Origin of the sequence: Actinotalea sp., assembly GCF_035443605.1 — a bacterium.
Taxonomy (GTDB): Bacteria; Actinomycetota; Actinomycetes; order Actinomycetales; family Cellulomonadaceae; genus Actinotalea.
The window spans coordinates 1-5649 of record NZ_DAORSQ010000130.1; the positions used below are offsets into that span (position 1 = coordinate 1).

Here is a 5649-nt window from a genome sequence, read left to right on the forward strand (position 1 = left end):
CGAGGACGCCTGGATGGCCACCTCGGCCGTCGGCATCCTCGAGACCCGGCTGGCCAGGGCGAACGCCGACCGGATCGCCCTGCGGGAGGCCGTCCGGGTCCGTGACGTCCTGCTGGCGGAGCAGCGCGTCGCCCTCGCGGAGCGGGACAGGGCCCTGCTCGACCTGGGCCGCACGGTGCGTCGTTCCCCCCTCGACCGCCTGGCGCACCTGGCCCGCCGCGCCCGCCGCCTGGCCGGCCGCGTCTACCGGAGCCTGCGCCGATGACCCCACGGATCAGTCTGCTGATTCATGGGGGGGAGCACGACGACGCCACGCACCGCACGATCGACTCGGTCCTGCGCCAGGACTGCCCGGGGATCGAGGTGGTCGTCGCCGGGCCGAGGCCCGGCTCGCGCGGCGGGGCCGCCCGACGGCTCCGACCGGTCGGCGTGCGGGTGGAGCACGTCGTGGTGGCGGAGGGCGACGCCGCGGATCGCACTGGGGTGGCCCTCGAGGCGGCGCGCCGTGCCGCGCACGGGTCGATGATCGGGGTGCTCGGCGCGGGTGACGAGCTCGAGCCGGGCGCCCTGCGGGCCGTGCTGTCGATGCTCGACCACCAGCCGGCCCTCGACGTGCTCTACACCGACGAGCAGTGGCCCGCCCCGGGCGCCGAGGGGATCGCGACCAAGCCCGATCACCTGCCGCACTACCTCGAGTCCTACCCGTACATCGGGCGGCTGTGCCTCGTGCGCGCGGAGCTGCTGAGCAGGGCCGGCGGGTTCCGCGCAGGGTTCGCCGGCGCGGAGGAGTGGGACGCCCAGCTGCGGGTGACCGAGCTCACGTCGCGTGTGGGCCACCTGCCCGTCGTCGCCGTCTCGCGCCCGCAGGGCCCCCGCACCGACGACGACGCCGGTGCGTCCGGGCGGCGCGCCGTCGCCGACCGGGTAGCCCGCTCCGGACGCCAGGGCACCGTGGAGGCGACGGCCGACCCGCTGGGCGCGCGGCTGTGGTGGACGGTGGCCGAGCCACCGCTGGTCTCGATCATCATCCCGACCGTCGGCGGGCGGCGCACCGTCCACGGGCAGGACTCCGTGCTGGTCGAACGCTGTGTCGACGCGCTGCTCGACGCGACCGACTACCGGTACTGGGAGGTCGTCCTCGTCACGAGCGAGGCGACCCCCGCGGATCTGGTCCCCCGGCTGCGCGAGCGGCTCGGCGACCGGTTGGTGCACGCGCCGATCGCCGGTCGGTTCAACTTCTCGGCGTCCGTCAACGAGGGCGCCCGACGGGCCAACGGCAGCCAGCTGCTGCTGCTCAACGACGACACCGAGGCCGTGGAACCCCGCTGGCTGGACCGCATGGTCGCGGTCGGCTCGGCGCCCGACGTCGGTGTGGTGGGTGCCAAGCTGCTCTTCGAGGAGGGGACGATCCAGCACGTCGGGATCATCGTCACCGACGGCGGCACCCCCATCCATCCCCTCGGCTCCGAGGCGGACGGGGTGGGCCGGTTCGCGACCAAGGAGGTCGACGTCGACTACCTCGCTGTGACCGGCGCCTGCCTGCTGACGCCGGCGGACGTCTTCGCGCGGGTCGGGGGGTTCTGCACCGACCTGCCGCTCAACTTCAACGACATCGACTACTGCCTCAAGGTCGCGGCGCTCGGGCTCGGTGTGGTCTGCACGCCCTTCGCCCGCCTCTTCCACTACGAGAGCAGCACCCGGGGGCATGCCCTCGACCCGTGGGAGCAGGACTTCCTCGACCGCCAGTGGGGCCTGCGGCTGGCCACCGACCCGCACGTGCAGTACCGCAGCGCCCTGTAGCCGCTGCTCCGGCCCAGCGCGCGCACCGGCTCAGTGGGCGCGCAGCCGCGCCAGGCGCCAGCGGACCTTGGCCAGCACCTGGCGCGGGCCGCCGCTGCGCAGGTGACGCCACGCCGCCGCGAGGTCCGCACGCAGGCGCACGTGCCAGGCCACCGGCGGTCCGGACGGCCCAGCGCGCCCCGCGGCACCGGCGGCCGACGCCAGGTACGCGCTGTCCGCGGCGCGGTAGGGGTCCGTGCAGAAGGCCACGAGCGGCGCCAGGACGGAGCTCCACCGGAAGGAGTCGGCCAGGACGGCCGACGCCGCGCGGAAACCGGCGTGCGGCCCGGGCGCCAGCGCCAGCTCGAGGGCGTCCGCGAGGGCGTCGACGTCCTCGGGCGGCACGGTGACGCCCGCACCGTGGTCGTCGACCAGCCGGGCGAACGCGTCGCCCCGCGTGCACACCACCGGCAGTCCGGCCCACAGGTAGTCCAGGATCCGGGTGCGGAACGAGAACTCGGTCTCCACGTGCGGGAAGTGGCAGCTGACGCCCACGTCCGCGTCGAGCAGGTAGTCCCCGCGCCGCTCGTAGGCGACCCACGACTCGTTGAAGAACACCACCGAGCCGGTCAGGCCCAGCTCGTCGGCGAGCTCCCGCGTGCGCGTGGCGACGCGCATCTCCTCGACGTCGGGGTTGGGGTGCTTCATGCCGAGGAAGAACAGGCGCACACGGGGGTCGCGCTCGTGCAGCCGGGCGACCGCGCGGACGAGCGTGATCGGGTCGAACCAGTTGTAGACGCCGCCGCCCCACAGGATGACCTTGTCGTCCGGACCGATCCCGTCGACCACGCCCTTGATCGCGGGGGCCGTGCGGACCGGGGGCTCCTCCGCGAGGCCGAACGGGACCACCTGGAGCAGACGACCGAGCGAGGGGTCGTCGTCGTACGTCGCCGGGTTGATCCGCCCGGCCGCGGCGAGCTGACCGATCCACAGGTCGCGCTGGCGGCCCGAGGCGCACAGGAACAGGTCGCCGCGGCCCACCTGGGCCTCGAGCTCGAGGCGCGCGCGGACCAGCGCCTCCCACCGCACGGCTGTGGGGCGGTAGCGGTCCACCTCGAGGGTCTCGAGCTGGAACGGGTCGTACAGGTCGACGACGATCGCCTGGGGGCAGTCCGCCAGCCACGGGAAGGTGCGCACCACGAAGCCCTGGAGCACGACGACGTCGCAGCCCTCGACCTCGGCGCGGAAGTCCTCGACCCGCACCTGCGCCGTGCCGAAGCCCACCCCCGGCCGCGAGCACGCGCCGAAGGTCACCAGCCGGACATCGCACGGACCCGCGAGCGCGCGGGCGATCTCCCACGCCCGGATCGCCGGGCCGGCCATCCGGTCGGCGATCGTGTCCAGGGTGACGACGAGCACCCGCTGGCGCGCGGCGGTCATGACCACCGCCCGTCGAGCGCCAGGTACCCCCCGGACTCGGTGTGCGGGCCGTGCGTCACGTGCAGCTCCGCGACGTCGCGCACGTAGTCGTACACATGGGTCGTCGAGGTGTCCACCACCGAGGCCATGAGCGTGAAGGACCCGGGCTGCAGCGCGAGCCGCGGGATGCGGCACTCGATCCGGCCCGAGCCGTCGATCCGGTCGAGCGTGAACTCGGCGTCCCGGGTGTTGTTGGCCCACAGGTAGACGCCGTCGTGCGACTCGAGCGCGAGCCCGAACACGGGCTGCTCGATCGGCGTGTGCGCCGTGAAGGAGATCCGCACCACTGCCTCGTCACCCGAGGTCACCGTGCTCGACGGCACCCCGTGCGTGAGCACCTCGACGTGGTCGATGGTTGCCTCGCCGCTGCCCCAGCGCACGCGGCCGCGATCGTCGGTCCGCAGGTCCTGGCGGTTGGAGTCGCCGTAGCGGTCGAGCACCCCCGCGGCGGGTCCCGTCTCCACGAGCGTGCCGTGGGACAGCCACGCGACGTGGTCGCACATCGCGCGCACGGACGGCATGGAGTGGCTGACGACGACGACGGTGCGCCCCTCGCGACGGAAGTCGACGAACTTCTCCGCGCACTTCTCCTGGAAGGCGGAGTCGCCGACGGCGAGCACCTCGTCGACGAGGAGGATCTCCGGGTCGACGTTGATCGCCACGGCGAAGCCGAGCCGCACGTACATCCCCGACGAGTAGTTCTTCACCGGCTGGTCGATGAACTGCTCGACACCGGAGAAGTCCACGATCGCGTCGAACTTGCGTGCGATCTCCGCCTTGGACATGCCGAGGATCGAGCCGTTGAGGAAGACGTTCTCCCGGCCGGAGAGCTCGGGGTGGAAGCCGGACCCGACCTCGAGGAGCGCGGCCAGCCGGCCACGCGTGGTCACGGCGCCGCGGTCGGGGTAGAGGATCTTGGCGAGGGTCTTGAGCAGCGTCGACTTGCCGGAGCCGTTGTCCCCGACGAGCCCGAACGTGCTGCCCTGCGGGATCTCGAAGCTCACGTCGTCGAGCGCCCAGAAGTCCTCGTAGACCGCGCGCCGGCGGCGCATCACGGCGGCCTTGAGGGTCTGGTTGCGCTCGTGGTAGACCCGGAAGCGCTTGGCGATGTGCTCGACGCTGACGGCAGCGGTGCTCACAGGACCTCCGCCAGTCGCTTCTCGTTGCGGGTGAACACCCAGCTGCCGGCCACCAGCGAGACGACCGTCCACGCCAGGCAGGCGAGCACGGCGTCCAGCGGCGGCAGGGTGTTGTCGTACAGCAGGGACCGGAACACCTCGACGAACCGTTCCATCGGGTTGAGCCGGTACAGGTCGTAGACCGTAAGCCCGCCGAGCACCGGGCCGAGCTTCGCCGACTCCTCCGCGACCAGGTGGGCCGGGTAGACGATCGGGGTCAGGTAGAACCACGCCTGAAGGATGATCCCCATGAAGTGCTGGGTGTCGCGGAAGTACACGTTGAGGACCGACAGCGCGAGGGCGAACCCGAGGGCGAACAGCGCGAGCACCGCCATCGCGACGAGCACGAGCGGAACGTAGAGCAGCGGGCGCCCGCCGACGAGCAGCAGCACCACGAGGAGCACCGCCATCTCGGTGGCCCACGTGACGACGGCGGCCGCGGCGGTCGCGACCGGCAGTGCCGCACGTGGGAAGTGCACCTTCTTGATGAGGTTCTCGTTGGCCACGAGCGAGCCCATGCCGCCGTTGACGACGTTGGTGAAGAAGGCCCAGGGCAGCAGGCCGCAGAGCAGCCACACCGCGAAGATGTCCAGGCCGCTCGGGTCGCCCACGTCGGGCTCGACGCGGACCACGAACTGGAAGACCGCGGTGAAGATCACCATCTGGGCCAGGGGGTTGACCAGCGACCACAGCTGACCCAGGGCGGTGCGCTTGTACTTGCCCTTGATCTCCCGCGCCGTGAGGTTGGTCAGGAGCTCACGCGACGCGAAGAGCTCTGTGACGAGCCTCATCGGCCGCTCCCGAGCCGGCGTCGCAGGGCGCCCCAGCCGCGCCGCACGGGCCGGAGCACCCGCAGGGTGACCGTCTGCTCGAGGGTCGCGAGGCCGGCCACGGCGGCGTCCCGCTCGGCGACGGCCATGCCGGCCCGGGCCTCGAGGTCGCGGACCCGCTGGCGCAGCTCGTCGCGCTCACGCGTGGCTGCCAGGGCGGCGCCCTCGGCGTCGTCGCGCACGGCCCGCACGACGAACTGGTAGCTCATCGCGTCCGGCTGCTCGCGCACCCACTCCACGACGCCCGGTGGCAGGGCGGCGGCGTCGACCGCGACCTCGGAGCCCAGCGGGTCGAGCACGGTGGTGCGCAGGTCGACCACGGCCAGACCGGCCGACCCGAGCATCGCGAGAAGGCTCTCGCGGGTGAAGAACCGCAGGTGGGT

6 protein-coding genes are annotated in these 5649 nt (G+C 72.7%); 2 read left to right on the top strand and 4 right to left on the bottom strand.

Annotation, left to right across the window (positions count from 1 at the left end):
• Together PKY62_RS11690 and PKY62_RS11695 are read left to right on the top strand one after the other, a co-directional pair.
• Window positions 1-265 (top strand): hypothetical protein (locus PKY62_RS11690; protein ID WP_502875837.1); only part of this gene is annotated, 265 nt, incomplete at its 5' end.
• Window positions 262-1800, top strand: coding sequence for a glycosyltransferase family 2 protein (locus PKY62_RS11695; RefSeq protein ID WP_324537160.1), 1539 nt, complete (start codon window positions 262-264; stop codon window positions 1798-1800). The genes PKY62_RS11690 and PKY62_RS11695, both read left to right, overlap by 4 nt.
• Window positions 1801-1830: 30 nt before the next feature.
• Here PKY62_RS11695 and PKY62_RS11700 read toward each other — a convergent pair whose 3' ends face one another.
• The 4 genes from PKY62_RS11700 to PKY62_RS11715 form a co-directional block, all read right to left on the bottom strand.
• A complete protein-coding gene (locus PKY62_RS11700; protein WP_324537162.1) occupies window positions 1831-3219 on the bottom strand; it encodes a glycosyltransferase in 1389 nt (462 codons plus the stop codon).
• On the bottom strand, window positions 3216-4397 hold the full coding sequence (locus PKY62_RS11705) for an ABC transporter ATP-binding protein (RefSeq protein WP_324537164.1): 1182 nt from the start codon (window positions 4395-4397) through the stop codon (window positions 3216-3218). The genes PKY62_RS11700 and PKY62_RS11705 overlap by 4 nt, the downstream gene beginning before the upstream one ends.
• Window positions 4394-5227, bottom strand: a complete 834-nt coding sequence (locus PKY62_RS11710) for an ABC transporter permease (RefSeq protein ID WP_324537166.1) — start codon at window positions 5225-5227, stop codon at window positions 4394-4396. Before PKY62_RS11710 ends, PKY62_RS11705 begins: the two co-directional genes overlap by 4 nt.
• Window positions 5224-5649, bottom strand: a 426-nt coding sequence (locus tag PKY62_RS11715) for a hypothetical protein (RefSeq protein ID WP_324537168.1), incomplete at its 5' end; no start/stop codon positions are given. The genes PKY62_RS11715 and PKY62_RS11710, both read right to left, overlap by 4 nt.

Excerpts from the sequence above, each read along its gene's own strand:
- PKY62_RS11695 (WP_324537160.1), top strand. The coding sequence starts at position 262 with ATGACCCCACGGATCAGTCTGCTGATTCATGGGGGGGAGCACGACGAC.
- PKY62_RS11700 (WP_324537162.1), bottom strand. The coding sequence starts at position 3,219 with ATGACCGCCGCGCGCCAGCGGGTGCTCGTCGTCACCCTGGACACGATC.
- PKY62_RS11710 (WP_324537166.1), bottom strand. The coding sequence starts at position 5,227 with ATGAGGCTCGTCACAGAGCTCTTCGCGTCGCGTGAGCTCCTGACCAAC.